General features: G+C 63.7%; 27 protein-coding genes. 10 read left to right on the top strand and 17 right to left on the bottom strand.

Annotated features, from left to right (window positions below):
- Window positions 1-10: 10 nt before the first annotated feature.
- Window positions 11-313 carry a hypothetical protein gene (locus ACZ2GY_RS03520; protein ID WP_471673016.1) on the bottom strand — a complete coding sequence of 101 codons (303 nt, stop codon included), beginning with the start codon at window positions 311-313 and terminating at the stop codon, window positions 11-13.
- A 157-nt stretch (window positions 314-470) separates the two neighbouring features.
- Here ACZ2GY_RS03520 and ACZ2GY_RS03525 point away from each other — a divergent pair, with 157 nt between their 5' ends.
- A complete protein-coding gene (locus ACZ2GY_RS03525) occupies window positions 471-2279 on the top strand; it encodes a bifunctional metallophosphatase/5'-nucleotidase (protein WP_471673017.1) in 1809 nt (602 codons plus the stop codon).
- Between the two features lie 210 nt (window positions 2280-2489).
- Complete coding sequence (locus ACZ2GY_RS03530) at window positions 2490-3266, top strand: formate/nitrite transporter family protein (RefSeq protein ID WP_277356906.1); 777 nt, start codon at window positions 2490-2492, stop codon at window positions 3264-3266.
- Window positions 3267-3357: 91 nt separating this feature from the next.
- Here the strand turns inward: ACZ2GY_RS03530 and ACZ2GY_RS03535 are convergent, their stop codons facing one another.
- The 12 genes from ACZ2GY_RS03535 to ACZ2GY_RS03590 all read right to left on the bottom strand — a co-directional run bounded on the left by ACZ2GY_RS03535 (window position 3358) and on the right by ACZ2GY_RS03590 (window position 12009).
- Window positions 3358-3759: a type II toxin-antitoxin system VapC family toxin gene (locus tag ACZ2GY_RS03535; protein ID WP_277356905.1), complete on the bottom strand. Its 402-nt coding sequence runs from the start codon at window positions 3757-3759 to the stop codon at window positions 3358-3360.
- Window positions 3756-4001: a type II toxin-antitoxin system Phd/YefM family antitoxin gene (locus ACZ2GY_RS03540; protein ID WP_277356904.1), complete on the bottom strand. Its 246-nt coding sequence runs from the start codon at window positions 3999-4001 to the stop codon at window positions 3756-3758. The genes ACZ2GY_RS03535 and ACZ2GY_RS03540 overlap by 4 nt, the downstream gene beginning before the upstream one ends.
- Before the next feature lie 82 nt (window positions 4002-4083).
- A complete protein-coding gene (locus ACZ2GY_RS03545; protein WP_471673018.1) occupies window positions 4084-4476 on the bottom strand; it encodes a type II toxin-antitoxin system VapC family toxin in 393 nt (130 codons plus the stop codon).
- Entirely contained in the window at window positions 4473-4739 is a 267-nt protein-coding gene (locus ACZ2GY_RS03550; protein ID WP_346028559.1) for a type II toxin-antitoxin system Phd/YefM family antitoxin, read from the bottom strand. Before ACZ2GY_RS03550 ends, ACZ2GY_RS03545 begins: the two co-directional genes overlap by 4 nt.
- Before the next feature lie 30 nt (window positions 4740-4769).
- Window positions 4770-5723, bottom strand: a complete 954-nt coding sequence (locus ACZ2GY_RS03555) for a Wadjet anti-phage system protein JetD domain-containing protein (protein ID WP_471673019.1) — start codon at window positions 5721-5723, stop codon at window positions 4770-4772.
- Between the two features lie 208 nt (window positions 5724-5931).
- Window positions 5932-6855, bottom strand: coding sequence for an SbcC/MukB-like Walker B domain-containing protein (locus ACZ2GY_RS03560; protein WP_471673020.1), 924 nt, complete (start codon window positions 6853-6855; stop codon window positions 5932-5934).
- A gap of 85 nt (window positions 6856-6940) precedes the next feature.
- A complete protein-coding gene (locus ACZ2GY_RS03565; RefSeq protein WP_471673021.1) occupies window positions 6941-7264 on the bottom strand; it encodes a DUF3375 family protein in 324 nt (107 codons plus the stop codon).
- A gap of 45 nt (window positions 7265-7309) precedes the next feature.
- The gene (locus ACZ2GY_RS03570) at window positions 7310-7687 is read right to left on the bottom strand and encodes a type II toxin-antitoxin system death-on-curing family toxin (protein WP_471673022.1); all 378 of its coding nucleotides are present in this window, start codon (window positions 7685-7687) and stop codon (window positions 7310-7312) included.
- Entirely contained in the window at window positions 7684-7890 is a 207-nt protein-coding gene (locus ACZ2GY_RS03575) for a hypothetical protein (protein WP_277356900.1), read from the bottom strand. The genes ACZ2GY_RS03570 and ACZ2GY_RS03575 overlap by 4 nt, the downstream gene beginning before the upstream one ends.
- Before the next feature lie 88 nt (window positions 7891-7978).
- Window positions 7979-9352, bottom strand: a complete 1374-nt coding sequence (locus tag ACZ2GY_RS03580; protein WP_471673535.1) for a GAF domain-containing serine/threonine-protein kinase — start codon at window positions 9350-9352, stop codon at window positions 7979-7981.
- 111 nt (window positions 9353-9463) lie between these two features.
- Window positions 9464-10708 (bottom strand): metal-dependent hydrolase family protein, encoded by a 1245-nt coding sequence (locus ACZ2GY_RS03585; protein ID WP_471673023.1) that lies wholly within the window; start codon window positions 10706-10708, stop codon window positions 9464-9466.
- Between the two features lie 23 nt (window positions 10709-10731).
- Entirely contained in the window at window positions 10732-12009 is a 1278-nt protein-coding gene (locus ACZ2GY_RS03590; protein ID WP_471673024.1) for a class I SAM-dependent methyltransferase, read from the bottom strand.
- Between the two features lie 211 nt (window positions 12010-12220).
- Between ACZ2GY_RS03590 and ACZ2GY_RS03595 the strand changes: the two genes are divergently transcribed.
- A complete protein-coding gene (locus tag ACZ2GY_RS03595; protein WP_471673025.1) occupies window positions 12221-13441 on the top strand; it encodes a hypothetical protein in 1221 nt (406 codons plus the stop codon).
- A gap of 44 nt (window positions 13442-13485) precedes the next feature.
- On the opposite strand, the gene ACZ2GY_RS03600 is transcribed toward ACZ2GY_RS03595, so the two are convergent.
- Complete coding sequence (locus ACZ2GY_RS03600; protein ID WP_471673026.1) at window positions 13486-15123, bottom strand: ABC-F family ATP-binding cassette domain-containing protein; 1638 nt, start codon at window positions 15121-15123, stop codon at window positions 13486-13488.
- Window positions 15124-15192: 69 nt separating this feature from the next.
- Complete coding sequence (locus ACZ2GY_RS03605) at window positions 15193-15612, bottom strand: GlcG/HbpS family heme-binding protein (protein ID WP_056549125.1); 420 nt, start codon at window positions 15610-15612, stop codon at window positions 15193-15195.
- 166 nt (window positions 15613-15778) lie between these two features.
- Between ACZ2GY_RS03605 and ACZ2GY_RS03610 the strand changes: the two genes are divergently transcribed.
- From ACZ2GY_RS03610 to dhaK, 4 genes are read left to right on the top strand one after another with little or no spacing between them, the layout of a single operon-like run.
- Window positions 15779-16642, top strand: a complete 864-nt coding sequence (locus ACZ2GY_RS03610; protein WP_471673027.1) for a class II fructose-bisphosphate aldolase — start codon at window positions 15779-15781, stop codon at window positions 16640-16642.
- 1 nt (window position 16643) lies between these two features.
- A complete protein-coding gene (locus ACZ2GY_RS03615) occupies window positions 16644-17465 on the top strand; it encodes an HAD-IA family hydrolase (RefSeq protein WP_277356893.1) in 822 nt (273 codons plus the stop codon).
- Window positions 17462-18100 carry a dihydroxyacetone kinase subunit DhaL gene (gene dhaL, locus ACZ2GY_RS03620; protein WP_277356892.1) on the top strand — a complete coding sequence of 213 codons (639 nt, stop codon included), beginning with the start codon at window positions 17462-17464 and terminating at the stop codon, window positions 18098-18100. The genes ACZ2GY_RS03615 and dhaL overlap by 4 nt, the downstream gene beginning before the upstream one ends.
- Window positions 18101-18152: 52 nt before the next feature.
- Window positions 18153-19148: a dihydroxyacetone kinase subunit DhaK gene (gene dhaK, locus ACZ2GY_RS03625; protein WP_277356891.1), complete on the top strand. Its 996-nt coding sequence runs from the start codon at window positions 18153-18155 to the stop codon at window positions 19146-19148.
- Between the two features lie 108 nt (window positions 19149-19256).
- On the opposite strand, the gene ACZ2GY_RS03630 is transcribed toward dhaK, so the two are convergent.
- Complete coding sequence (locus ACZ2GY_RS03630; protein ID WP_471673028.1) at window positions 19257-20294, bottom strand: ATP-dependent 6-phosphofructokinase; 1038 nt, start codon at window positions 20292-20294, stop codon at window positions 19257-19259.
- Window positions 20295-20483: 189 nt separating this feature from the next.
- Here ACZ2GY_RS03630 and ACZ2GY_RS03635 point away from each other — a divergent pair, with 189 nt between their 5' ends.
- The 3 genes from ACZ2GY_RS03635 to ACZ2GY_RS03645 all read left to right on the top strand — a co-directional run bounded on the left by ACZ2GY_RS03635 (window position 20484) and on the right by ACZ2GY_RS03645 (window position 24527).
- Complete coding sequence (locus ACZ2GY_RS03635) at window positions 20484-22370, top strand: LuxR C-terminal-related transcriptional regulator (RefSeq protein ID WP_277356889.1); 1887 nt, start codon at window positions 20484-20486, stop codon at window positions 22368-22370.
- Window positions 22371-22509: 139 nt separating this feature from the next.
- On the top strand, window positions 22510-23730 hold the full coding sequence (locus tag ACZ2GY_RS03640; RefSeq protein WP_277356888.1) for an NRAMP family divalent metal transporter: 1221 nt from the start codon (window positions 22510-22512) through the stop codon (window positions 23728-23730).
- The gene (locus ACZ2GY_RS03645) at window positions 23727-24527 is read left to right on the top strand and encodes a putative hydro-lyase (RefSeq protein ID WP_277356887.1); all 801 of its coding nucleotides are present in this window, start codon (window positions 23727-23729) and stop codon (window positions 24525-24527) included. Before ACZ2GY_RS03640 ends, ACZ2GY_RS03645 begins: the two co-directional genes overlap by 4 nt.
- A 94-nt stretch (window positions 24528-24621) precedes the next feature.
- Here the strand turns inward: ACZ2GY_RS03645 and ACZ2GY_RS03650 are convergent, their stop codons facing one another.
- Window positions 24622-24846 (bottom strand): hypothetical protein, encoded by a 225-nt coding sequence (locus ACZ2GY_RS03650; RefSeq protein WP_346028547.1) that lies wholly within the window; start codon window positions 24844-24846, stop codon window positions 24622-24624.
- Window positions 24847-25016: the final 170 nt, after the last annotated feature.

The raw sequence follows: 25016 nt of genomic DNA on the forward strand, positions 1-25016 counted from the left end.
AACCGCGGCTTTACTCGCCGCCGCCGTCCGCGAAACCCGCGTCAAAGGACCCGGCGAAGTCGATCTCCGGGCCGGGTTGCGCGACACCCGTATAGGTCTGGCCGGAGTCTCCCGTGCGCAAGGCGGCTGGGTCGCTGTAGGGGGAGGCGTCGTCGTCGGCTGTCATGAACGCAAGCACGGCATTGGGGGCAATAGCGGCAGCAGCAACCGCGCCCGGAATGCGCAGGGCCGGGTCTTCGGAATCGGGCACCAACTCAACCTGGAACGGTACCTGTGCGCCGGCGTCGTTGGTTGCCAGGTCCTTGACTGCCATAATGTCCTCCGTAGCTGAGCCGGTGTACCTCTGATCGTCCTCGTTTCACCGGCCATGTCAACGCCCTGTTCACCCGAATCAGGGCACGATGTTCCCAAAGTGTCACCGGTCACGGGTAGCCTGCTGTCACCGCATTACGACAGGGAGTTGGTTTCACGTGTTCCACACTTTCAACAGAGGGCCTCGCCGTGCCATCACGGCCGTCGCGCTCAGCTGTGCCGCAGCATTGACGCTCGCACCGGCAGCAACCGCCGCACCCGGCGATACCACCATCAAGGGTTCCAACGGCAAGACGGCCACCATCACGGTGATGGGTACCAGCGATCTCCACGGTTACATTGAGAACTGGGACTACTTCACCAACGCGGAGTACGACGACGCCGCCTCCAACGATGTCGGCCTCGCCAAGATTTCCAGCCTGGTCAAGCAGGTCCGTGCGGACCGCGGTGAGGAGTCCACCCTCCTCATCGACAACGGCGACACCATCCAGGGCACCGCACTGACGGACTACTACGCCAACGTTGAGCCCATCGATGAGACCGGTGAGCTGCACCCTATGGCTGCCGCCATGAACGCTTTGGGTTATGACGCCACCACGCTCGGCAACCACGAGTTCAACTACGGGATGCCGCTGCTGCGCGCTTATGAGGAGCAGCTCGACTTCCCGCTCCTCGGCGCCAACGTGAAGGACTGGGAGACCGGTGAGGACGCCTTTACTCCGTACGTCATCGAGACGGTCAAGCTGAAGGGACAGAAGCCCATTCGCGTTGGCATTCTTGGCCTCACCACGCCGGGCAGCGCCATCTGGGACAAGAACAACGTCGAGGGGGAACTGCGCTTCCTCGACATGGTTGAGCAGGCAGAAAAGTACGTTCCCGAGATGAAGGCAGCGGGCGCCGACGTCGTTGTTGTCAGTTCCCACTCCGGGCCGTCGGGCACCTCGTCCTACGGCGACAGCCTGCCGGTTGAAAACGCTTCGACGCTGATCGCCGAGGAAGTGCCGGGGATCGACGCGATCCTCGCCGGCCACGAACACCGCGAGATCGCCGAGCGCTTCATCACCAACAAGGAGACCGGCGAGCAGGTGCTCCTCACCGAGCCCAAGCAGTGGGGGCAGCGCCTCTCCGTCATGGACTTCGAGCTGGTCAAGGTTCGCGGGCAGTGGGACGTTGTTTCCGCGAACTCGGAGCTGTTGAACGCCAACACTGTTGAGGCTGATCCGGAGATTTCAGCGCTGGTCGCCGACCAGCACCGGCAGGTCGTCGACTATGTGAACACTGCGATCGGTACCGCCACGGAGACCATGTCCGCTGCAGAGTCCCGCTACAGGGACACCGCCGTCATGGACTTCGTGAACAAGGTGCAGGCGGACGCCGTGGACCGGGCACTTGAGGGTACCGCCAACGCGGACCTTCCGGTCCTGTCCATCGTTGCACCGTTCAACCGGGCGGCTGTCATTCCTGAGGGTCCCGTGACGATCCGGGATATGGCCGGACTGTACGTCTTCCCGAACACGCTCTTCGGTGTCGAGATGACCGGTGCGCAGATCAAGGACTACCTCGAGTACTCGGCGAAGTACTTCAACCAGACCGCACCAGGCGCTCCGGTTGATCCTGCAACGCTGACCAACGCGGACGGCACTCCGGACTACAACTACGACATGATGTCCGGCGTCTCCTACAGCATCGACATCAGCAAGCCCGTGGGGGAGCGCATCGTGAACCTCAGCTATGACGGCGCACCGATCGATCCCGCGCAGCGCTTCGCTGTGGCTACGAACAACTACCGGCAGTCCGGCGGAGGCAACTTCCCGCATATCGCCACGGCGCCGGTGCTCGTGAACCAACAGACCGAGATCCGGCAGCTACTCATCGACTACCTGATTGCCCAGGGCGCGATCGACCCGACGAACTTCTTCGCGGAGAACTGGCAGCTCACCCGCGAGGGCGAGCCTGTCTTCAACTAGCAGTTCCCGCAGGAAACAGCAGGGCACGGGCCTCTTGGTCCCGTGCCCTGCTGCGTCGTGACCGGGTCCGTTTTCCGATGACGAACGCGCGGAGCTGCCCTTGGCCTGCGTTCTGGCAAGTGGGTAGCGTGGAATACATCCGACCTGGCAACAGGAAAGGAACGCAAAAATGAGTTGCCGCCTTCGAACCGCGGGGAAGAGGAATGGCCTGTGAGCGATCTTGCACCGAAGGAAATCTACAACCGGGCCAAAAACGAGGGTGAGCGACGGCTCTTCATGCCGCCGCTCGAGCAGGTATCGACCGGCTTCATTGCCGGTGTCACGATCGTTTTCGGGATCGTCGCGCTTGCCATAGCGGAACACCTCATCGAGCCGGCCTTCGGTGAGGGCCCGGCCAAACTCGCCGGCGCGTTGGCTTTCGGCATGGGAGTGGTTTTCCTCGTCATCGGTCGCTCCGAATTGTTCTCTGAGAATTTCTTCGATCCGGTGGCTACGGCGATTGACCGGCGCGAGAAATCAACCTGGTTGCGGCTGCTCCGGCTGTGGGGGCTCATCCTGCTCCTCAACCTGCTCGGCGGAGCGGTGATGGCGGCCGTCTTCGTCGTGCCGGGAGCGCTGCCCTCCGGTGCACACGATGTCCTGGTGACCGTGGCGGAGGAAATCGCAGGGAAAGGCGGGCTGGCCACCTTCATGCGTGCCATTGCCGCCGGTACCCTGCTGACGCTGCTTTCCTACCTGTTACACGCTGTTGATTCCGCAGGCAGCCGCATTGTGCTCGCGTATCTGGTCGGGGTGTTCCTCGCGCTCGGCGCTTTCGATCACGTGGTTGTCTCCGGGCTCCACCTGCTCGCCGGATTGTGGCTCGGCGCAGACGTGACCTATCTGGAGGTGGGGAGGAATGTCCTCCTGGCCACAGCCGGGAACCTGCTCGGTGGCCTCCTGCTCATGACCCTGACACATACCGCCCAGGCCAAGGAGGCCAAGTAACAGCTGTTGGTCCCTGGAGGCCGCCGGTGCGGAGTATTGCGGCGGTATCCTCAATCACTCCGGTGCGATTACCGGTGTGCCAACACACGACTCAGATTGAAATGACCCGGACCAGATGGTCAAGCCCAGCGAAATCAGCACCATTTCGGGTGTAGAGGTCCAGACCGTGCGCATGGGCAGTGGCTGCTATAACGAGATCAGCGAATCGGCTTCGCGGCTTTCGTCCTTCACTGACGACTGCGGCAACAACCAGTCCGTAACTGCGGGCGGCGGTGCCGTCGAAGGGGATCGGTTCGAACCTCGCTTCAACCTCCTGCAGCCGTGCCTGTCGATTAGCCGCTTCGCCCGGTGTCGCAGCAAGATGGGGACCAGCAGTGAGCTCAGCCGTTGTGATCGCGGAAATTGCTACCTCATCAGGTAGTGCGCGGGCCACTGCAGGATCATGCCAATCGATGACAACCGACGTATCGAGCAACCCGCGAGTCGCGGTCACAGGCCCTGATCAATCTGCTGGTCAAGATCGGCTCGAAACTGATGCCGATCGATGCGCACACCGGACACCGCCAATGCCGTCAGTTCCTCACGGGAGACGAACGTACTTCGACTGACCCGGGCGGGCCGCAACTCAGCAACCGGCTCACCATTGCGCGTGATGATGAACGTTTCCCCCGCCTGCACTGCATCGATCACTTTCGCGTTGTCGTTGCGGAGTTCTCGCTGTGCGATGGTCTTCATGAGCTTATTGTAGCTCTCGATGCTACGGAGTGCTACGGAGCGAGCGGCTCTGCTCGAATTTCAGGACGATGTCTTCCCGCGGTCAGTCAGGAGCGAGCGTAGAGAGTCCCGCGCCCGCCGCGGCGGCGAGAAGTTCGGCGTCGTAGGCGACCATCGAATCCGCCTCGAGCCGGACGGCAGTGGCAAGATGAATGGCGTCTGCGCTCCTCAATCCACCGGCGAGGGCGGCCGCATACATGAGGTCGGCACGCGCTATGTCGACCAGGTTGATCGAGTCAGTTACCGAATTCACTAGCTCCGGCGCCAGCTTCGCTCCCCGCCGTGCAGCGCAGTGAAGCTCCGTGTAGAGAAGCATTGATGAGACCAGACGATCTCCACGTCCCACTCTCGTGGTCAATTCTTCAGCCAGTGGCTCTGATTCGGGTTCTTCGATGAGGAGCTTCAGTGCGGCGGATGTATCGACATACAGGATCATCGGTCGCCGCGGACATCATTGAGCACATCGGAAGAACTTTGACGTTGGCGCACGCGAGATAACAAGCGGAAGTCAACTGCTCCGGAACCCGCTGGCCGGACGTTGCCAGAAAGCAGTAGTTGCTCCAGGGGTGACAACGACGGCGGGATAAGGGTTGCTGCGGCTTCGCCGTTGTTTGTCACGGTGATGGTCTCACCAGCGCGGACGCGCTCGAGAATCTTGCTGCTGGAGTTCCGCAGTTCTCGGTGGGGAATTGTGGCCATGATTGCCTCCGTAGCAAGCGTAGCAACACGTCACCGAGTGAGCAATTGCTCCAATGCATACCGCCACTCGATGCGCTCCTGCTCAAGGCGAACGTTGCCCTGCCGCCCGAGATGCTCGACCATCTGCTGCTCGGCAGGCAGGAGATGGTTGAACGTCCCGGTCGATGGAACCGGCTCCTTCACCCAGAGATCGCGGTAAGCCTCCAGCGTTTCACTGTCCATCAAGACAGTGGACACGTTGGAGCAAGCGGATCGGATTCGGTTCAGAATTCCAAAGCCGTGGGAATCCAGATCGCCCCAATACACAACCCGGCCATCCCGAACCCACGGAATACGCTCCAACCGATTCACCGCGTATCCAGCACCGTGAAGTACCACCGCGCCTGGTACCGGCGGCATCGCGATCACTGACTCAAGGTTCTCGAACACGAAAACAGTTCGCGGCTGAATGTCCAAGGCAGCAAGCTCTGGCACCGGTACCGACACATCCACCAGACCGCCGGGACTCAGCTGCGGATCCAGGAACCGCATCCGCACCAGCACCGGCGGAGCGCCCAGCCCGAGGGACTCCAGCCCCGTCAACGCAGCGAGCAGCTTCTCCACCAGGCCGCGGTGGGTCGAGACCCATTTGGTGTCCACGCCGCGCACAGGAAGCTGCCGGATATACAGTCCCGACTGCGGATTCGCTTCCAGCCATCGAAGCACCAAAAGCAACCGGTCGAAGTCGGCGTCATCAAGCTCCGCAATCCGGCGTGCGCTCCGCCTCACAGCTTCAGCCAGCGTGCCGCCGTCGAACGTCGACAGCAGTGTCTGGACTCGCGCGCTCAGGCGTGACCAGTGCTGCCCCTTCCGCGCGAACCGTGCCACCTCGACGGCACCGGTGAGGCGCAGCCGGTCCGGAACCTGCTGCGTTCCGAGGCTCGCCCAGCGGCGCGGCGCCCACACCACAGCGTCTTCCAGCCCGGCGTCGCGCCAGGATTTCACCCAGGCAATCGCCTCACCCTGGTTTGCAAGGGCAGCCTGCTCAGTGGGTGGGTGCAGCGGAAACTAGACGACGACGCCGGCACCACCGACTACCGCCCACTCACCGAAATTCCGCTCATACTTGCCGGCTGCGGTAGTGCGTGCCTGTTCCACGTCGACCCAGGGCTTCCCGGTACCCGGCATCAGGCGATACCTCGTTTTCGAGGCATCAACCGTCTGTCCCCGGAGCAGACTCATCAGCGGCGGCCTGCAGCTCACCATCGCCGACAGAAACCACACCGATCCGCGAATCACGGAACTCCCGACAAACTACGAGTGCGATACCGCCCACATAGTCCTCGAGGGTCTGCAGCAGCTTCAGCGGTGTGGCCAGGACCATATGGAAGCCGAACTCGAGGAACACGTCCATGGCCATCCGGGTGAACGTGCTGTCTGCCTTATCGAAAGCCTCATCCAGGATGACATTGCCGTAGCCGGGAATGTCGTCCTCATTCTCAGCCAGCTGGTACCGCAATGCAGCGGCCAGGCAGAAGATCACCAGCTTCTGCCGCTGGCCGCCCGAGAGCCCAGCGCTGGAATCGTGGATGTTGACCGTGGTGCCGGCCTCATCCAGCTCAACCCCGGTGAAGCGGACGTGCTGCCGGGTGTCCAGTACTTGCCGTTGCCAGGTGCGGTCCCCGGCTTCGCTGGATGACAGCCGCGTCATGAGGCGGTTCATCACGTCGAACTTCTGCTCCGCGGCCTCGCGGCTTTCCTCGGCCCAGGACCCCGCGGAGATGGTCTGGAGGTCCTGCATGAATCTGGTCTTCGCCTCGGAATTGTTGTCCTTGACCATGATCTTGAGATACCGGCCCGGGTCAAATGGGGAGCGGCGCAGGGAACGGTTCACCGGGTCAATGCGCTCCCGGATCTGTCCGGGCGTGCGGCGGATTTCATTGGCCAGTTGCCCAACGTTTCGCTGTGCCTGACTCTCCAGCAAATCGAAGAACTTCTGCTCGAAGTCCGGCAGCCGGTCCGCACGAAGCTTGCCCAAAATGTCGAGGAAGCCGCCACGGTCGGTGATCTCTGCGGTGAGGTCGCCGGCAACGGCCCGCCACGAGGAGATGAACGCGAACTCGATTGCAGTGATCACCTGTTCCGCCGCCTGCACCGAACCGCGGGCAGCGTTCTCCTCCTCGATGAGCGCGCCGCTGACCTTCAGCGCGACGCCGTCGATTTCAGCGTGCGTAATGCTTCGGCGGACGCCGTAGAAGCGCTGTTCGAGCTCGGCTGCATCTGCGAATCAGGACGCCCTCGTTGCGCCACTCCGAGCAATACGCCTGTGCGGTCTGCGGGAGCTCGAAGCCGTGGTCACGCAGCTCCTGCAAATCGGCGTCGATCAACTCGAAAAGCTCCGGCGCAGGACGCCGTCTTTCCTCTCCACTGAGATGCGTTCTCAAAAGCGCGACGGCGGCGCCCGCGTTGCGTCCGCGCAGCAGGGACCAGGCGGGACTTTCCTTGGCCAGGCGATCGGTTGCGTATGCAGTGCTGAGGGTGCTCACGTCGTCAAAGGTACAACCCGGCGCCGACGAAACGCAGTTCGCGTGTCAGGTCCGTGGCGTTGCGATGAGGTGAGCGGAGATGAGGTTGGTGGACTGTTCATTGGTGATGCTTCCGCTTGCTACCCCGACCACCAGATCGAAGGCCACATCTGTCGGGAAGTTATGCCGGTAGCCGTTGAGTCCCAGAAAAACCACCATCAACGTCCACGCAGTTCTCTTGTTGCCGTCGATGAGGGCGTGATTACGTGCAGTTGATTCAAGTAGAACGGCCGCCTTTTTGGCTAACGCAGGGTAGGCTTCTTGTCCCGCCGCGATTGTCGCGGGCCGGGCAAGAGCCGACTGAAGAATCCCAACGTCGCGGACATGGAAGCCGTACTGCGCGATGATGTAAAGAGCGTCATCGATGTCAAGATATGCCGTCACGCGTCAGCGAGTCGTTCCAGCAACTCCGCATCATGCGCCTTCACGAATGCGAGAGACGCGTCGATGACGTTGCGGCGTGCATGCCGCTCAATCACAAGCTGGGCGCCTTGCAGAATGAGCGCGCTTTTCGAGATGTGAGATTCCGAGGCGATTATGTCGAGCTGGCGATCAAGATCCTTGGGGAGCCGTATGTTGAGTGCCATCCGTCCACGGTACCGGAATGGTACCTCCCACCTCAAGGGCTTTCCGGACCAGGACAGCGTTACTGGCGACGACCACGTTCCAGAAGGCCTAGGCCCGTGCGCTACGACTCTCGAGCCGGAGCTCCAGGTCATTCATGACGATGCCGGCCAGGTCCTCGAGCATGCCGACCTCGTCGGAAGTGAACTGACGGGACTCTGTATCCAGGATGCACAGCGTTCCGAGGTTGAAGCCGTCCCGGGTGCGCAGCGGAACCCCTGCGTAGAACTTCAGACCGAACTCGCCGGCCACTAGCGGGTTGCTGAGCGCCCGGGGGTCCGCTGGCGCATTTTCGACAATCCAGGGGCCGTCCTGCAGGATGGCCGACGCGCACAGTCCCGGGTCCCGGTCGAGCTGTTCCACATCGGTTCCGTAGTGGGACTTGAACCAGATGCGATCGTGGTCCACAACGCTGACAATCGCCGTTGGCACCGAAAAGATCCGCGAGGCGAGGGACGTGATGCGGTCAAACGCGCCGTCCGGCGGAGTGTCAAGAATGTTGTAACGGCGAACTGCAGCCAGCCGATCCTCTTCATTGTCCGGCACAAGTGAACCCGCCTGCTTACGCCGGGAACGGCCCGCGACCGCCTGTTCGTACAACGCCATCGAGACCTCGCGGGCGGTGGGCCTCGCCGCAGGATCCCTCGATGTCATCGCTGTCAGCAGCGCCACCCATTGAGGATCCAGGTCCGCAGGAATTTCCGGCGCGCGGAATAGTCTCACCACGGCGCTCTCCACCACCGGGCCCGGGAACTCCATTTTGCCGGTGATGCACTGCAGGAGGACGAGGCCGAGCGAATAGATATCGCTCGCGGCATCGACACTCTCGCCCTTGACCTGCTCTGGACTCATATAGGCGACGGTCCCTGTCAGTGAGCTCGCGTCGTCGCCCTTTGTGCCGGTCAGGGCTGCGATGCCGAAGTCGGTCAGCTTGGCGCGAACCCGAGCGTTCCTGGTGCCGTAATCAAAGAGCATGACGTTGGCCGGCTTGACGTCCCGGTGAACCACCGACTGGCTATGGATGTAATCCAGACCATCAGCGAGATCGCACCCAATTTGCGCGGTTTGGCGCAGCTGCAGGGTTCCCTCCGCAATCCGGTGCCGCAGGTCAGGGCCCCGCACCAGTTCCATGACCAGATAGACAAAAGGTGACGCCGGATCGCTGAAGTCGGTTCCGGCGTCGAGCAGGGCTATCAGGCTGTGATGGTTCAGCCGTGCGAGTAGTTTGACTTCAGCGTCATTGCTCCGCTGCTGATGCTCGTCCAGCACATCGGTGGGGATGAGTTTGATCGCCACGTCCCGGGCGAGGAATTCATCCCGTGCCCGGTGGACAGCGGCTTTGGCCCCGACCCCTATCCGTTCGAGCAAGCGGTACCGTCCGCCGAACAAGAGTCCGGGTGTGCTGTCCACGGCCGCCTTAACCATCACTTACCTTCCTTGACCGACATGATCAGTGGGCGACGGAAAAGGAGGAAATCGTCGCTGTGTGTTGGCCACGAAAATTCTACCGGGACGAGGTCAAGCTGTGGGCCCTCCTCAGACTGGAAACTGCAGCTCGCCGTCCTTGTAGACCTGCCCAATCATCTCGCGCAGTCGCGGAAGCTGCCCTTCCGATTCCAACCGACCATTCAGAACGACGACGTCGGCCAGGTAGTCCGGAGCGAGCCGGCCCACTGAGCGCTCCGGAGTGATCAGTTCACCCGCAACCGACGTAGTTGCAGCCAGCACCTGCTCGAGGCTCATGCCGGCGTCTGCCATCAGGGCGAGCTCCTCAAGGTTTTCCCCGTGGACCCCCACACCGGAGTCCGTGCCCATGGCGATCCGGACACCGGCCTCAACAGCACGGGCAACGGAGGCACGGTGATCCTCGGCTACCCGCTTGGCCTTGTCGATGACCTGCGGTGGAAGGCCGCTGGTCCCGGATTCTCCCTTGCGGATGACCGCCCGGGGCGCAGCGAGGGTCGGCACCAGGTAGGCGTTGGTGTCCAGGAACAGCTGGATCGCCTCATCGTTGAGGTAGATTCCGTGCTCGATGGACCGCACGCCGGCCCGCAGTGCGTTGATGATACCGGCGGTGCCCTGCGCATGCGCCATGACGTACTTGCCCTGCAGGTCTGCTTCTTCAACAATGACGGCGATCTCCGCCGGAGTGAACTGCGAATGCCGCGGATCGGTGGTGGGGGAGAGCACTCCGCCGGTCGAGCAGATCTTGATCTGGTCCGCCCCGGCCCGCAGCAGTTGGCGGGTGACCTTCCGGACCTCCTCGACGCCGTCGGCAATTCCGCTCGGCCGCCCGGGGTGGGGCCCCAGTGCAGGGGAGTCCACACCTGCCGGCAGCCAGAAATCGCCGTGACCACCGGTCTGGGACATGATGCTGATTGCCAGTCGGAGCCTCGGCCCTTTCACGAGGCCCTGCTCGATGGCCAGCTTGGCGCCGAGGTCAGCGCCGCCGGCATCGCGCGCCGTGGTGATGCCCGCCCGCAGCGTGGCCTCCAGGTTCCGCACCGATTCGTAGAACTGCAGCGAAAACGGCTCGGCCACTGCCTGGATGGAACCGGGGTTGGAGGTGGTCGCGTGGATGTGCAGGTCGATCATCCCGGGCAGCACCGTGCGCCCGGTGCAGTCGACCACCGTCGCGCCGTCATACTGTTCCGCTTTCGAAGCGCGCGGGCCCACCGCCTCAATGGTGGTGCCCCGGACAATAACGTCAGCGGGCTCGGGAAGGAAGCGTTCGCCGTCGAACACATGGCCATTGCGGAAAACTGTCGCAGTAAAAGTCATGCAGCCACTCTAGTAACGAAGCGTTAGTAATCGCGCCGCAGCGGCGGATCCTCGCCGCCGGGCCGCTGCACCAGAATCTGGTTCACGCCGTTCAGCCCGCGCTCAAACCCGAGCGCGCTCGAGGCCATATACAGCCTCCACACCCGCGCCCTGCCCTCGCTGGTGAGCCGGACCGCCTCGTCCCAGTTCTCCTCGAGGTTGCGCACCCAGGCACGCAGGGTGAGTCCGTAGTGCAGGCGCAGCGCTTCGACGTCGAGCACTTCCAGCCCCGCCGATTCCAGCGCACCCAGCATCACGGTGAGGCTCAGCATCTCGCCGTCCGGGAAGACGTAGCGGGGGATGAACGAGTCAGGATCCGGCGGCATCTCACCGGCATTCCACGAGATTGCATGGTTGAGTAGCCGGCCGCCGGGCCGCAGCAGGCCGTACAGCTTCGATGCATAGTGCCCGATCTGCTCCCGCCCCACATGCTCCGCCATGCCGATGGAACTGATCGCGTCGAACGGGCCGTCGTTGATGTCGCGGTAGTCCTGAACGCGGATCTCAATCCGGTCAGAAAGCCCGACGGCGGTAGCCCGCTCCCGTGCCAGCGCTGCCTGCTCTTTCGAGAGTGTGATGCCGACGACGTCGACTCCGTAGTTTTGCGCCGCGTGCAGCGCGAAGCTGCCCCACCCACAGCCCACATCCAACACCCGCATGCCCTGCCGCAGTCCGAGCTTGCGGCACACGAGATCAAGTTTTGCTTCCTGGGCCGCGTCCAGGCCGGTGGTTTCGTCCGCCCAGACCGCACAGGAGTACACCATCGACGGACCGAGGACGAGCGCATAGAAGCCGTTGCCGACGTCGTAATGGTGTGAAACAGCAGCCGCGTCCCGCTTCTTCGAATGCAGCCCGCCTTTTCTGCTGACGTTCATCTCCTCCGGCGGCGGCGCGGGCGGAAGTCCCAGCGCGCCGACCCGGACGGCGGTGCGGATCAGCTTCCAGCGCTCGCGGAGCGTCGGCGGGCGGAAGGCTTTCAGCTCGGCGAACTTCCCCACCGAACTCAGCGCCGAAAAGCTCTCGAAGAGGTCGCCGGGGCCGTCGACATCCCCGGCGACGTAGGCACGGCTCAGGCCCAGCTGGTTGGGACACCACAGCATTCGGCGCAACCCGCGGCGGGAGCGGAATTCGATGACCGGAGCACCCGCTGGCCCGGCCTCGGAACCATCCCACGCGCGCAACCTCAACGGGATCTCTTCGGTGCCGAGGATGATCCCCAGGGCTTCCGCCAGCCGAGGCGCTACTCCCTTTGCTTTCGCCATGTACTCCTGTCTACTCCGAATTGCGCCGACGAACCAGAGCCTCCAACACCTCGGAACTTTTGCGCAGATCCGGTGACTCAACGGCCCGTAGAAGTCGCCGTACGTGCGCAAAAGTTCAGTGGGATCGGGCACAGGCCGCACTCGTTTCCGAAGGCAACTAGGATGCTGGAGGGCGAATTGCCCTTCTGAATGTTTACGGGGGACGACACTCATGACACGGCCAGGCCTGATCCACACCAACGCACTGACTCCGCCGGATCTTTTCTGGCGCATTGCTGCCGTCATCTTCCTGACCGTCGGTGTGCTGCTCGGGTTGGCTTTCGCCGTCGGGCCGTTGGTGTTGCTGGCCATCTATCGGAACCCGTGGCTCCTGCTTCTCCTGCCGCTGGTGCCGGCGGGGGCGTGGATGGCGGTGAAGGTCTTCAAGCATGGCCAGACACTCCGCTGGCACTACGCCCATCTGTCTGAATTCACCCTGCATGAGGACCGGATTGAAGCCGTGGAGTGGCGCACGCCGTTCATGAAAGGCGTGCAAATCCGTGCCGATGAGGCGCCGCGTGAGCGGACCATCCCGCTCGATGCCGTCACCTCCGTGGTGGCGTCTTTCGCGATTGTCCGCCGGACAACGACACCCCGCCGAGCGATTCCCGTCATTGAGACCGCGCCGGTCCTGTACATCCGGTACGACGACGACGGCCGCCAGGAGCTGCTGAGCTTGCCCTTCTCGTCCCACAAGGATCAGGGCGTTGACCGTTGGCTGGGCTACTTCGCCGGTGCAGGCATTCCGCTGCTCTATACTCCGCGGACCCTCTTCCGGCATGACACGCAGGTCCTCACTGACTCAGACCGGCTCAAGCATCTCAACGCTGCGGCTGATCTCATTCCGTACACCTTCTCTCAGGGCTGGCTCGCAGACGAACATGAACTTGGCACCCAGTGGAGGGCGCTCGACACAGCGATCCGCCACGAGGAAGAGGCCAGGGACCCCGAGTTGAAGGACAAGCGAGCCCGGCATTCGGCGCGGACCTGGATCTCGATGGCACTGATTTTCGTCTGGCTGATGATTGCTGTTTTCTTTCAGCAGCTCACCGCACAATGGGGGTACCTGGAGCCGTTCAACCCACTGGTCAGCTTCCTCTGTGTTTTTGCCTTCGGCTTCGCGTTCTTCCAGAGGCTCCGCAGCTACCTGCGCTGGCCCTACATGTTTATCTATTCCGGCGGCGTGCTTATCAGCGCCATAGCCGTGCTCATCCCGAGCCGCCCAGGGATCGAAGAAGAGGTAAGCGGGAGCTTCTTCCTGGCCGCCCTGATCTACCTGCCGCTGTGCTGGGTTCCGTACGTTGTGGTGAAGGCAGTGACGCGGAAGCTCGGCGCTAGGGAGGGTGCAACCCCCGAAGATTTGCGCAGGACCGGTGACTTCACGGCCAGTTGAACCCGCGGAAGGTGCGCAAAAGTTCCTGGTTGGGGACCTAGGGCTCAGAGCACCCGAACCTGACCGCCGCTGACCTCCCACCGGGCATCCAGCCGGACGTTCTCAAGCATCCGGCGGTCATGGGTGACCAGCAGCAGCGCACCCGTGTAGTCCTCGAGTGCTTCCTCGAGCTGCTCGATGGCCGGTAGGTCGAGATGGTTAGTGGGTTCGTCGAGCACCAGCAGGTTCACCCCGCGGGCCTGCAGCAGTGCAAGCCCGGCACGGGTGCGCTCGCCGGGGGAGAGGTTGCCCACGAACGCCCCGGTTTGGTCCGCCTTGAGCCCGAACTTGGCCAGCAGAGTACGCACTTCCGCCTGTGCCAGGTCCGGAACCACGGCCTCGAAGGCGGCCGCGAGAGTCTGGTCCTCGGCCAGCTGGCCGCGTGCCTGGTCGATTTCGCCGACGGCGACATTGGCGCCCAGCGATGCGGCGCCGTCGTCGGGGGATTGATGACCCAGCAGCAGGCGCAACAGTGTGGACTTTCCGGCACCGTTGGGACCGGTGATGCCGATCCGTTCACCGGCGTTGATCTGGACCGATACGGGACCCAGCGTGAAGGCGCCCTGCCTCGCCACGGCGCCGTTCAGCGTCGCGACCACAGAGCTGGACCGCGGCGCAGAGCCGATGCTGAACTGCAGCTGCCACTCCTTGCGCGGCTCCTGCACCTCATCCAGCCGGGCAATCCGCGACTCCATCTGGCGGACCTTCTGCGCCTGCTTCTCCGAGGACTCCATGCTCGCGCGGCGGCGGATCTTGTCATTATCCGGGCTCTTCTTCATGGCGTTCCGTACTCCCTGCGAGCTCCATTCACGCTGGGTGCGCGCGCGCGAGATGAGGTCCTGCTTCTTGTCGGCAAACTCCTCGTACGCCTCGCGGGCATGCCGTTTGGCGACGGCGCGTTCTTCGAGGTAGGCGTCGTAGCCGCCGTCGTACACCGCTACCTGATTCTGCGCGAGGTCAAGCTCCACCACGGTGGTGACGCAGCGGGCAAGGAACTCACGGTCATGGGAAACGAGCACCGCCCCGCCGCGCAGGTTGCGCATGAACGCTTCCAGCCGGGCCAGTCCGTCGAGGTCCAGGTCATTGGTGGGCTCATCAAGAAGGACGACGTCGAACCGGCTCAGCAGCAGCGCGGCGAGGGCAACCCGGGCGAGCTGGCCGCCGGAGAGCCCGGTGACCAGCGCGTGCTGTCCAACACCCGGCGCGACGTCGGCCAGAACTGCTGGGAGCCGGTCCTCCAGATCCGCTGCTCCCGAGGCGAGCCAGTGTTCCAGCGCCGCCGAGTAGCGATCATCAGCGCCCTTGACGGCGGTACCGAGTTCTTCGGCGGCGGCTTCCATCGCGGCAGTAGCTTCGGTGGCGCCGGTCCGGCGGGCAATGTACTGCTCCACAGTCTCGCCGGCGGTGCGCTCGTGTTCCTGCGGGAGCCAGCCGACGAAAGCATCCTTTGGCGCGCACATCACGGAGCCTGCGAGCGGCTCATCCACGCCGGCGAGCAGCCGGAGCAGCGTCGACTTGCCGGCGCCGTTGGCACCGACAACTCCCACGACGTCCCCCTCGGTGACGGTCAGGTCCAGGTTGGAGAAGAGGGTGCGGTGGGCGTGGCCGCCGGAAAGCGCCTTGGCCACGAGGGTTGCAGTCATTGATTCAGTGTAGGAGCCTGGGGACGCGCCCGGGCCGTCGAGACCCACGGGTGGGCGGGCTGTGAACGCTCAGAACGCAGCGACCCCGGCCTCCGCAACCTCCTGGTCCTGCTCGATGGTTCCGGTTGAGACACCGACGGCGCCCACAATGTCACCGTTGCGTACCAGGGGAATGCCGCCGGGGAACACCACCAGCCGGCCGCCGTGGGCGTCATTCAATCCGTAGATCGGGCCGTCCGGCCGGGTGAGCCCCTGCAGGTCACCGGTCTCGCACTGGAAGGCGATTGCCGTGTAGGCCTTGTTGATGGCAATGGTGATGCTGCCGATGTTGGCGCCGTCCATGCGGACATGGGCTTTCAGGTTGCCGCCGGCGTCGACGACGGCAATGTCCATCGGCTGCCCGATTTCCGTTGCCTTGGCGGCCGCGGCATCAATGACGCGGCGCGCTTCCTCGGCGGTGACTGTCTCAAGCACGCTTCCAGTTGCCATGGTGTTTCCTGTCGGTAGGGGGGGTGATTGAGCAACCTAAGCACGCCCTGGGCGGTCCTGACGAGGTGGTGATTACCCGCAAGGCGAGGGGTGGGTAACCCCCCATTCCGGTGTGCGGTACGCACCCCTACTGTGGAGTTTGAACCCTACTCAGGAGGTATGTGTTGTGGGCGTTGTTCCCCTGAAAGACATCGTTGATCCGGCGTTTGAGTCCCGCTACGGCGTTCCTGCGATCAACATTTTCAATGACCTGACCATGGAGGCTGTACTGGCAGGCGCGGTTGAAGCCCGCTCGCCGGTCATCCTGCAGACCTCGGTCAAAACCGTGCGCAGTATCGGGTCGCGGGAGCTGTTCGACATGTGGCAGTCATTGACCCGCGGCATCGAGGTACCGGTGACCCTTCACCTGGACCACTGCCCGGACCGGGAGGTCGTGACGGAGTGCCTGAAAGCCGGCTGGAACTCGGTGCTCTTCGACGCCTCCGAGCTGCCGGTCGAGGAGAACCAGCGCCAGACCATCGACGTGGTCGCCGAAGCCCGCAGCTACGGCGCGCAGGTCGAGGGGGAGATCGAGTCCATCACCGGCGTCGAGGACGATCACGGCTCCGATGAAGTGTCGCAGCAGCAGAGCCTGGAGACCGCGCTCGCGTTCATCGACGCCACCGGCATTGACGTGTTTGCTCCCTCGATCGGCAACGCACACGGCTCCTACAAGGCAGCTCCGGTGCTCGACGTCGAGCGGGTCACCCAGATCGTCGAGGCCCGGAACATTCCCATTGCGCTCCACGGCGGAAGCGGACTGAGCCCGGAACAGTTCGCCGACCTCATTGCCCGCGGCTGCGCCAAGGTGAACATCTCGACGGCGCTCAAGGAAACGTACATGCAGTCCTCGTTGTCCTTCCTGAAGCAGGCTGAGCAGAACAACAAGTGGGATCCGCCGTCACTGTTCAAGCACACACGCGGTGACGTCGTGGCCATGGTGACACAGCTCGCGGACCAGTTCGGCAGCGCAGGAAAGGCCGGACATTAGGATGCCGGCGCTCATCTTTGATTGCGACGGCGTCCTGGCCGACACTGAGCAGCACGGTCACCTGCCTGCCTTCAACCAGACCTTCACCGACTTCAACGTTCCGGTGCAGTGGACCTCGGAGGAGTACGCGCAAAAGGTGAAGATCGGCGGCGGCAAGGAGCGGATGCGGAGCATCCTGACCGAGGAGCTGGCCGCTTCGCTCGGACTGACTAACGACGCCGCTGTTGACCAGGCGATCCGCGACTGGCACAAGCGCAAGACCGACATCTACAAGGGACTGGTTGAAAGCGGCGCGATGCCGGGACGGCCCGGAATTGGGCGCATCGTCGCTGAAGCGCACGACGCCGGCTGGACCCTTGCGGTGGCATCCACCTCTGCCGAGCCTGCCGTGCGCGCCGTACTCGGCCATGCGGTCGGTCCGGAACTCGCCGCCCACTTCTCCGTGTTTGCAGGTGACATCGTGCCGCACAAGAAGCCGGCGCCGGACATTTATCTGGTAGCGCTCGGTGACCTGGGCCTGCAACCGGATGACGCCGTCGTCATCGAGGACAGCCGCAACGGAATGCTGGCCGCGCTGGCGGCAGGGCTGCGGACCGTCGTCACGGTCAGCGGCTATACAAAAGAGGAGGATTTCAGCGGCGCTTCGCTGGTTGTCTCCTCCCTCGGCGATCCGGATAACGGCGAACCCACCGCGGTGTTGCAGAACCCGCTCGGCCTTGACGTACCGGATGCCGTCTCGCTGGCCGTCCTGCAGGACATCCTCGACCGCCCGGCACCGTCAGCACCCTCCACCACCGCTTCGACCCCTACGGAGAAATCATGACCGCCACAGATCTCGCGGACGTCGAATACGTTGTCCGTACTCTTGCCCAGACGGCAGTGGACCAGGAAAAGGAGTTCGGTGACCTTGACGCTGTCGTCGGCGACGGCGACCTCGGCTACTCGCTGGCGCGCGGCTTCGAGAAGGTCCTTGCTGACTGGGACAACCTCAAGCGCGACGACGTCGCCACCTTCCTGCAACAGGTGGCTGTCGCCATCTCCAGCCGGATCGGCGGAACCTCCGGGCCGCTCTGGGGCACGGCGTTCCTGCGCGCATCAATGACAGCCAAGAGCCTCGACACCATTGACGGCACTGCAGCCGTGGCAATGCTCCGGGCAGCGACCGATGGGATCAAGGCACGTGGTAATGCCGACCTGGGCGACAAGACGCTGCTCGACGCACTGGTGCCGGCCACCGATGAACTCGAGCGGCAGATCCAGTCCGGTGCAGGGGCCGCGGAGGCGCGCGCTGCCTTTGCGAAGACCGCCCGCGAATGCGCCGACGCCACGAGCAAGCTCGAGGCCAGGCGCGGCCGTGCCAGCTACAGCGGCGAGCGCAGCATCGGTTCACCGGATGCCGGTGCAGTGGCGGTTGCCATCATCATCGAGCGCATTGTCTCCGAGTGGTCGAACCGCTGATTTCTTTCGTCACACCCCTTTTCCCCAACCAGCACAACGATGTGGAGCCCCCATGAAGAAGTTCGTCAATGATCCGCAGCAGTTTGTTCCAGAGATGCTCGAAGGCCTTGCACTGGCCAACCCGGACACCCTGAAGTATGTGCCCGAGTACAACCTCATCATGCGCGCCGACGGCCCGGACGAGAACAAGGTCTCGATTGTCCAGGGCTCCGGCTCCGGCCACGAACCGGCGCACGTGATGATCGTCGGAAAGGGAATGCTCGACGCCGCGTGCCCGGGCGACGTCTTCGCCGCACCCCCGTTCGATTACGTGTATGAGACCACCAAGATGCTCGCCTCACCCAAGGGCGTCCTGCTGCTCGTCAACAACTACACCGGTGACAAGATGGTCTTCGAAATGGCCCAGGAAATGTCCTCCGCCGAAGGCATCAACGTCAAGACCCTGTTCATCAACGACGACGTATCGGTGGAGGACTCCACCTATACGATCGGCCGTCGCGGCGTGGCCGGCAACTTCTTCGTCATCAAGGCCGTCGCCGCTGCTGCCGAGCGCGGAGCGGATCTCGACGAGGTCATCCGCATCGGTGAAAAGGTCAACTCCGTCACCCGGACCATGGGTGTGGCGCTCACTGCCTGCACACCTCCCGCCAAGGGCAGTCCGCTCTTTGAGCTCGGCGAGGATGAGATCGAGATGGGCGTGGGCATCCACGGCGAGCCGGGACGCCGTCGGGCCAAGATGATGCCTGCCAACGAGATCGTCGATGAACTACTCACCCCCGTGGTCAAGGATCTTCCGTTCGGAGACGGCGACCGCGTTGCCCTCATGGTCAACGGCCTCGGCGGCACGCCCATCAGCGAGCTCTACCTGCTCTACGGCCAGGCCCACAAACGGCTCGCTGAGCAGGGCATCACGGTGGGCCGCAGCTACGTCGGTGAATACTGCACCTCCCTGGACATGGCCGGTGCCTCCATCACCCTGGTCAAGCTCGACGACGAAATCGAAGGGCTCCTGAACGACCCCGCGGAGATCCCCATCCGCGTGTTCTGACCAGCTGAAAGCCACAGCAGGGCCCGTCCAACCCCCACCGGACGGGCTCTGCTGTGTTTCTGTTTTGGTGCCGGTTCCCGCCCCGCTGCTTCCCCTCCGTGCTGCTGATCAGCCGAAAAGGAATGACGCTTCGTCGTAGCGCTCCTGCGGAACCGTCTTGAGGCGCCCGACTGACTCTTCCAGGCTCACCCGCACAATCTCTGTTCCCCGGCTGGCGACCATGGTGCCCCAGTCCCCGTTCTGGGCGGCGTCCACAGCGGCCCGGCCAAGGCGGGTGGCAAGGACCCGGTCAGCTCCGCTCGGAGCCCCGCCGCGCTGGATGTGCCCGAGGGTGGTGGACCGCGTTTCGATACCGGTCCGTTCCTCGATAATCGGAGCAAGCCGTTCGCCGATGCCGCCCAACCGCGGCCGGTTGAAAGCATCCAGCCCACGCTCCGAATGCGGCTGGGTCATCTCCGCGGAGACGAATCCCTCGGCGACCACCACCAGGGGAGTGCGGCCGCGCTCGAACGGCGTACGCACCCAGGCACAGATCTGGTCGAGCGTGGCTTCCTGTTCAGGGATCAGGATTGCGTGGGCGCTGGTGGCGATACCCGCATGCAACGCAATCCACCCGGCATGCCGGCCCATGACTTCGGCGATCATGCAGCGGTGGTGCGATTCCCCCGTCGTCTTCAGCCGGTCGATGGCCTCGGTGGCAATCTCGACCGCCGTGTGAAAGCCGAACGAGTAGTCGGTAGCGGACAGGTCATTGTCGATGGTCTTCGGCACCCCGACAATCCGGACCCCGTGCCGGCTAAGGATCTGGGCGGCGGCCAGCGTGCCCTCGCCGCCGATCACAATGAGCGCGTCGACGCCCGCCGAGCGCAGGTTCGCCTTGATATGCGCAGCTCCGCCGTCCTCACCGCGCTCGCCGAACGGGCTCGTCCGTGAGGTTCCGAGGATGGTGCCGCCCAGCTTGGCCAGCCCACGCACGCTCATCCAGTCGAGATCGATGAAATCGGCATCCACCAATCCCCGCCACCCGTCCAGGATGCCCACGAACTCCTGTCCGTGATCCCGGCTGCCACGCAGCACGCAGGCGCGGATCACCGCGTTGAGTCCGGGGCAGTCTCCGCCACTGGTCAGGATGCCGATGCGGCTCATTGAGCGTTCCACATCATCGTGTGTGTCTCCTCGATGGCGTTTGATGAGGTGCAGAACGAGTCCGCTCCACCCTTCAACCCAACCACTTGCGCCGTTCCGGCAAAATGAGGATTAACCCGAACGTTGCCATGAGGGAATACCCGCAGGGTGCCACCCGTTACGTGAGAACCGAGCGTCAGAGAGGACGTCATGGACCTAGTCGCGCAGAACCCCGTTACGCTGTACGGCGGATCGCACCGAATGACCGGTTTTCCCGAGGAACTTGATCCCATGATCGGGATCGCCAGGGACCTCGCCGGACGGTTCGAGATCCAGACGCTCCTCCAGCGGATCCTCGTCCATGCCACCTCCCTTCTCCACTGCGAGTCCGGCTCCATCGCGCTCGTCGACGAGGCCAAAGGTACGTACACCAAGAAGGTGGACATCGGCGTCGGCTGTCAGGAAGGGCAGACCTTCTCGCTTTCGGAGGGGCTTACCGGCAGGGTGGTCGGCAGCCGCTCAACTGTGGTGCTGGGAGCGTATTCTGAAATTGAGCGCGGCCACATCGCTGCCAATGATCCACGGTGGAACTGTGCGGTGATCGGTGTCCCGCTGCAGTGGGATGAGCAGATCGTCGGCGCGTTCATCCTTTTCAGTCCCGACAGCAGCCGCACCTTCACACGGGATGAGGCCCGCCTGGCGGAACTGTTCGCGGGTCACGCCGCCATTGCCTTAGGGAACTACGATCTCCATGCCCAGGCGGCCACCCGGGAACGCGAGGCCGCTGTAGCAGCAGAACGTGAACGCGCGGTGCGGGACGTGCATGAAACCCTCGGCCGATCACTCGCAGCACTGTTGCTCAGCCTTGATGATGCGGACAAGGCCCTGGCCGGGGTGAGCGAAGGCTCGGGCACTGACATCCGGAAAGCCTCCGCCCATATCAGCACGGCGAAAACCGTCGCCCACGATGCGCTGGCTGAAACGCGCCGGACGGCACTGGGGCTGGGACCGGCGTCGTTGGCTGGTAAATCGTTGGAGGAGGCCATCCGCGGGGAACTGGTGTGGGCGGAAGCGATGTCCGGTGCAGCCACCCGGTTGACCATCATCGGGGACCAGCTGCCGCTTGCCCCAGAGGTTGAGCATCAGGCGTTCAAGATCGTGCAGGAAGCCCTGAATAATGTCGTCCTCCACTCGCGTGCTGCGAGTGTGCGCGTCGGGCTGATATACGACGGCGGTTCCCTGGCCGTGGTGATTGAAGACAACGGGCGGGGATTTGACCCGGCCGCTGCGCACGGTGACCACTCGGCGCTGCCCACCAGTTGCCTTGGCCTGCACGGCATGACATCGCGGGCCATCCATCTCGGCGGAACCCTGCAGATCGACAGCGTTCCGGGATGGGGAACAACGGTCAAGGCGGTCCTGCCGCATGCCGCTCCTGGCCGTCGGGCAGTGCAGGAGCCGCGGTGGCGGATCCTCATTGCCCACGACGCCCCCGTAGTGAGCGCCGGGCTGGTGAGGCTGCTCGGCATCGCTGAGCCTGCCATCCAGGTCGGAGCCGAGGTCCACTCGGCGGACCAGCTGCTGGAAGCGTATGAACTGCTCCATCCCGATGTCGTGCTGATGGACCTGGACATGGTGCACGCGAACACCGCGCTGGTCGGCAGGATGAGGGAACTGGGTCCTGACGCCGTCGTCGTGGTGCTGACCGATAACCCGACCGTCGATCAGGTGCGCTCGGCGAAGCAGGTGGGCGTGCGCGGATTCATCAACCGCCGTGCCGGCGGCGAATCGATTGCCCGGACCATTGTGGCGGCTGGGCAGGGGCAGGCGTTGCTGGAAGGGGACGTGTTTGATCGTCTGCTGGACTCGTCCGGGGAGAAGGAGACGGACAATCTGACCACCCGCGAACGGGAGGTCTGCGCGATGGTGATCCGTGGAATGGCGGACAAGCAGATCGCGCGTGAACTTCAGATCTCGGTGAAGACAGTGGAGAAGCACGTCGGCTCTATTCTCCGCAAGACCGGTGCCCGCAACCGGACCATGCTCGTGGGGATGAGCGGGCGGACCGCCGACTCTTTGCTCCAGTTCGACGGGTGAGTTGCGAGCCGGCCGGGCTGGACCGGAAGCAATGATGAGAAGTTGTTGAACAATCTCTTGCCAATATTGTTCAACAACCTGTATCGTTCCTCGGGACGATAATTGTGACGCTAGTCACCCTGACGTACGGACGGACCCCATGGCAGAAGGCAGCACCAAACTCAATCTGAGCTCCTCAGCTCGGCGCTCAGCACTGCTGGGCGCGATGTTCCTGATGGCGACCAGCGCCATCGGCCCCGGCTTCATCACCCAGACAACGGTCTTCACCGCACAGCTCGGCGCGGCGTTCGCCTTCGCCATCCTGGCGTCCATCCTCATCGACATTGCAGTGCAAATGAACGTCTGGCGGGTCATCGGAGTTTCCGGGCTGCGGGCGCAGGAGCTCGGCAACCGGGTGGTTCCCGGCGTCGGCTGGTTCCTTGCGGGCCTGGTCTTCCTCGGTGGTGTGGTCTTCAACATCGGCAACATCGCGGGAACGGGCCTTGGCGCCAACGCGATGCTCGGCGTTGACCCGAAGATCGGCGGCGCCATTTCCGCCGTCATCGCCATTCTGATCTTCGTCAGCAAGCGGGCGGGCCTGGCGCTGGACCGCATTGTGGTTCTTCTCGGCGCCATCATGATCCTGCTGATGATCTACGTAGCCATCGTTGCGGCTCCGCCGCTGGGTGACGCGCTGAAAAATACGTTCCTGCCCGAGGAGATCGACTTCCTCATCATCACCACGCTGGTCGGCGGCACCGTTGGCGGCTACATCACCTACGCCGGCGCCCACCGCATGCTCGACTCCGGGGCCACCGGAATTGAACACGTTCAGCAGATCACGCGAAGCTCGGTGATCGGCATTATTGTCACCGGCGTCATGCGGGTACTGCTGTTCCTTGCGATCCTTGGTGTGGTTGCCGGCGGCACCGTCCTGAGCAGCAACAACATGGCAGCCGAAGCCTTCGGCGCAGCCGCCGGCGAGATCGGAATGCGGGTGTTCGGCATCGTCCTCTGGGCCGCTGCCATCACCTCCGTGATCGGTGCATCGTTCACCTCGGTCTCCTTCATCACCTCCTCGAAGACCCCTGAGCGCAAGCGAAACCTCATCACCGTCGCCTTCATCGTGGTCTGCGCCACGGTCTATCTCTTCCTCGGACAGGCACCGCAGCAGCTGCTGATCTTCGCCGGAGCGTTCAACGGTCTGATCCTGCCGGTCGGGTTCGGTGTGCTCCTGTGGGTAGCCTGGCGCCGTCGCGACCTCATGAACGGCTACAACTATCCGAAGTGGCTGCTGATCGTCGGTGTGGTGACCTGGCTGCTCACGCTCTTCCTCGGCTGGACCTCGATCATGGGGCTCGCGCAGCTGTGGTCCGCATGATCAGCTGGAGCCCGGAAGACCGCGCTGCCGCCACGCCGGCCGAAGCGCGGGAGGCCTTCCGCAACGGACTGGTGGTGCCGACGTCGGGCTGGTCCCGCGGTTACGCGCAGGCCAACGTGCTGGCCATCCCGCGTGAGCAGGCCTTCGACCTGCTCCTCTTTGCCCAGCGCAACCCGAAGTCCTGCCCCATTCTGGGCGTGCTCGAGCCGGGGCAGACCGCGGGACCGCTGCTGGCAGGCGGAGACATCCGAACCGACGTCCCGAAGTACACGGTGTACCGGAACGGCGAAAAGGTCGACGAGCCAACCGACATCGGGCGTTACTGGCGCGAGGACCTCGTTACGTTCCTGATCGGCTGTTCCTTCACTTTCGAAGCTGCGCTGCAGGACGGCGGCGTCCGGATTGCGCACATCGACCAGGGCGTCAACGTGCCGATGTATCGGACAAACCGGCAGTGCGCTCCCGCCGGCGCCATGTCCGGTCCGTTGGTGGTATCGATGCGCCCTGTCCCGGCGGCACAAGTGGCCGACGCCGTCCGGATCACGTCCCGCTACCCGGCCGTCCATGGCGCACCGGTGCACGTGGGCAATCCGGAGGAGCTTGGCATTGCTGACCTTGGCGCCCCCGACTTCGGTGAGGCTGTCCAGATCCCCGACGGACATCTGCCGGTGTTCTGGGCGTGCGGCGTGACCCCGCAGGCGGCAGTGATGCAGTCCCGTCCGCCGCTGGCCATCGGCCACGCACCCGGGCATATGCTGATCACCGACGCGAGGGACAGCGACTACCTGGTGCCGTAAGCCCCGAGTTCAGGGAACTTTTGCGCAGGTCTAGTGGCTTCCGACCCCATCGAAGCCACTGGACCTGCGCAAAAGTTCCAGGGGGTGGCGCGCTTCAGCGGCGGATTCCCCGGCTGAAGTACAGGATTGGTCCCAGGACGTTGAGGCCAATCCCTACCGCCCACAGGCTCTTACGTCCGTTGACCTGGCTCTCGGGCCGCCTGGCTAGGTCAACCCACGCGGTAGCCGCGAGCGACAACTGCACCGACGCAGCGGTCAGAACCGCTCGTTGCTGCGCGGGCGTCAGGTCGCTCCACTTTCTGGCCTTTATTGTCTTCATCACAGGTCACCGCCCGGTCTTGGTTCATTCGTCGCTGTGCAGCGATCCATCTGGTCACCCTATTTTATGGAACGGGCACAGGGCTCTACCGCGGGGCGCCCGAAGAGGGCACACTGGGGTCAACCGCTGCAATCGACGCGCTGACCCAGGAGGTATGTCATGGGAGACCC

Source organism: Arthrobacter sp. KKT183, assembly GCF_055657625.1.

What these genes read in the sequence shown, in the direction of transcription:
- ACZ2GY_RS03605 (WP_056549125.1), bottom strand. Translation starts at nt 15,612, where the DNA reads ATGGCAACTGGAAGCGTGCTTGAGACAGTCACCGCCGAGGAAGCGCGC.
- ACZ2GY_RS03545 (WP_471673018.1), bottom strand. Translation starts at nt 4,476, where the DNA reads ATGATCCTGTATGTCGATACATCCGCCGCACTGAAGCTCCTCATCGAA.
- ACZ2GY_RS03575 (WP_277356900.1), bottom strand. Translation starts at nt 7,890, where the DNA reads ATGGCACTCAACATACGGCTCCCCAAGGATCTTGATCGCCAGCTCGAC.
- ACZ2GY_RS03630 (WP_471673028.1), bottom strand. Translation starts at nt 20,294, where the DNA reads ATGAGCCGCATCGGCATCCTGACCAGTGGCGGAGACTGCCCCGGACTC.
- dhaL (WP_277356892.1), top strand. Translation starts at nt 17,462, where the DNA reads ATGACCGCCACAGATCTCGCGGACGTCGAATACGTTGTCCGTACTCTT.
- ACZ2GY_RS03540 (WP_277356904.1), bottom strand. Translation starts at nt 4,001, where the DNA reads ATGAAGACCATCGCACAGCGAGAACTCCGCAACGACAACGCGAAAGTG.
- ACZ2GY_RS03520 (WP_471673016.1), bottom strand. Translation starts at nt 313, where the DNA reads ATGGCAGTCAAGGACCTGGCAACCAACGACGCCGGCGCACAGGTACCG.
- ACZ2GY_RS03550 (WP_346028559.1), bottom strand. Translation starts at nt 4,739, where the DNA reads ATGGCCACAATTCCCCACCGAGAACTGCGGAACTCCAGCAGCAAGATT.
- ACZ2GY_RS03635 (WP_277356889.1), top strand. Translation starts at nt 20,484, where the DNA reads ATGGACCTAGTCGCGCAGAACCCCGTTACGCTGTACGGCGGATCGCAC.
- dhaK (WP_277356891.1), top strand. Translation starts at nt 18,153, where the DNA reads ATGAAGAAGTTCGTCAATGATCCGCAGCAGTTTGTTCCAGAGATGCTC.
- ACZ2GY_RS03580 (WP_471673535.1), bottom strand. Translation starts at nt 9,352, where the DNA reads ATGGTTAAGGCGGCCGTGGACAGCACACCCGGACTCTTGTTCGGCGGA.
- ACZ2GY_RS03645 (WP_277356887.1), top strand. Translation starts at nt 23,727, where the DNA reads ATGATCAGCTGGAGCCCGGAAGACCGCGCTGCCGCCACGCCGGCCGAA.
- ACZ2GY_RS03585 (WP_471673023.1), bottom strand. Translation starts at nt 10,708, where the DNA reads ATGACTTTTACTGCGACAGTTTTCCGCAATGGCCATGTGTTCGACGGC.
- ACZ2GY_RS03590 (WP_471673024.1), bottom strand. Translation starts at nt 12,009, where the DNA reads ATGGCGAAAGCAAAGGGAGTAGCGCCTCGGCTGGCGGAAGCCCTGGGG.
- ACZ2GY_RS03640 (WP_277356888.1), top strand. Translation starts at nt 22,510, where the DNA reads ATGGCAGAAGGCAGCACCAAACTCAATCTGAGCTCCTCAGCTCGGCGC.
- ACZ2GY_RS03595 (WP_471673025.1), top strand. Translation starts at nt 12,221, where the DNA reads ATGACACGGCCAGGCCTGATCCACACCAACGCACTGACTCCGCCGGAT.
- ACZ2GY_RS03650 (WP_346028547.1), bottom strand. Translation starts at nt 24,846, where the DNA reads ATGAAGACAATAAAGGCCAGAAAGTGGAGCGACCTGACGCCCGCGCAG.
- ACZ2GY_RS03615 (WP_277356893.1), top strand. Translation starts at nt 16,644, where the DNA reads ATGCCGGCGCTCATCTTTGATTGCGACGGCGTCCTGGCCGACACTGAG.
- ACZ2GY_RS03600 (WP_471673026.1), bottom strand. Translation starts at nt 15,123, where the DNA reads ATGACTGCAACCCTCGTGGCCAAGGCGCTTTCCGGCGGCCACGCCCAC.